A 1,579-nucleotide genomic window follows, 5' to 3' on the forward strand; every position below is an offset into this window, starting at 1 on the left:
ATAAGAAAAACCGGGCATAGCCCGGTCCTTTTCATGGTTAGAGAATATCCGATAATTTGTACTCTATGCCATGTACCCCTTTATAATACTCAGGATACATTTCACCCCCACATTTTTCACATGCAAACATAGGAGGAGTTGTCGGATCTCCATCATCCATTAAATCGAAATCCCTTACCACGTTAATAGGAATCTCTTCTTTCTCATGACACGCCAAACAAACATAGCTGACGCTCTGTTGCTTGGACTGGTTTAGGCTTATGTTTTTCTTCTTTTTCTTTCCCTTTTTGCGGGTTTTTGATACCGGTGAGATCGTTAATCATCCTTTCTAAATAAGCTCTTGTAGTTTTGCATAAGGCTACCTTTATTTCTAATTTACCATTTTCAAGGCAGACTTCTCCCTTGTATTCATAGTAACATTCACACCTCTGACAAACGAGAGGGTCTTTCTTGCCACTGGCTACTATTCTTTCACGCCACGTCTGGCGACGTAAGGTTTTCTTAACTTTTACAACCCAACGTCTTGCTTTTTGTTGCCAAGTACTCAACACTTTTTTACACAAGTTTTTTGATCTTCTAGAATACATACCGTAATGCCGAATAGTTTTAAATTGCTCGTCTGGGATATGGCGAATTAAACGTGAAATAAATTCTTCGACACTTACGGTTTCGGATTTGTCTTTTCCGTCAGTTTTATCCTTATATTTGAACGTAACGAATTGCCCATCATATGCCTCAATCCGATTGATTCCAATCGCTGGTCGACGAATATAACGGCCAATATAACGAAGTTGTTCTTTTATTTTTCCCCTCTGTTTAGGTGCATACACATAGAAGCCTTCGCCATTATTGGTGAACGCCTTTTGAAGTCTTGGTTGGATTCTTTTCTTTTCTCTTGGTGAAACTCCGTTTCTAATTAATTTTAATACGACCGTTTGCCATTGTTTACGAAGCATCGTAAATGGCAAGAAATCATACTGCTTCCATTCTCCTTTTTCTGTTAATCCACCCATTGTAACTAACATATGTACGTGAGGATTGAAGTTGACCCTTGAACCAAAAGTGTGGAGTCCAGCAATAATCCCAGGTGTTACCTTTGCTTTCTTTTTGAAGAAGTCAGTAAGTAGTCTTGCAGAAGCATCCATTAAATCTTTTAATAGATGTCGGTGAAGGAGAAATACATCTCTTAGTCCTTCATCAATCGTAAAAATTACGTGCCGATGATTAACCTGAAGAACATCTTCAGTAAGTAACCTACTCCATTCTTCACTTTCTCCAACAGAGCACGTGGTACAAAATCGACCTTTACATCGGTAAGGAACCTTTCGCACATCATGACAACCTTCACACACAAATAACTTAAATCCATTTTTGATATCCCCACAATCTCGAAATTTCTCAACCTCCTTAATTACGATAGGGCGGATTTTAGCACCGTGTTTTCTTTTGAAAGCTTCCCAATGTTGGTGTTTATCAAAAAATATTCTTCTCAATATATTGGTCTCCATAAAATGAAAATACCACAGCTTAAATGACTGTGGTAGACCCAAATTTTTATACTTTCTTATCTTTTAAAAAA

Annotated in this window: 1 protein-coding gene; it reads right to left on the reverse strand. The window is 37.8% G+C overall.

Going from position 1 to position 1,579, the window contains the following annotated elements:
* Nucleotides 1-203: 203 nt before the first annotated feature.
* Complete coding sequence (locus DZB84_RS24585) at nt 204-1,508, reverse strand: IS91 family transposase (RefSeq protein WP_083967595.1); 1,305 nt, start codon at nt 1,506-1,508, stop codon at nt 204-206.
* Nucleotides 1,509-1,579: the final 71 nt, after the last annotated feature.

Source organism: Bacillus sp. HNG, from assembly GCF_003400205.1.
Taxonomy (GTDB): Bacteria; Bacillota; Bacilli; order Bacillales; family Bacillaceae_L; genus Ferdinandcohnia.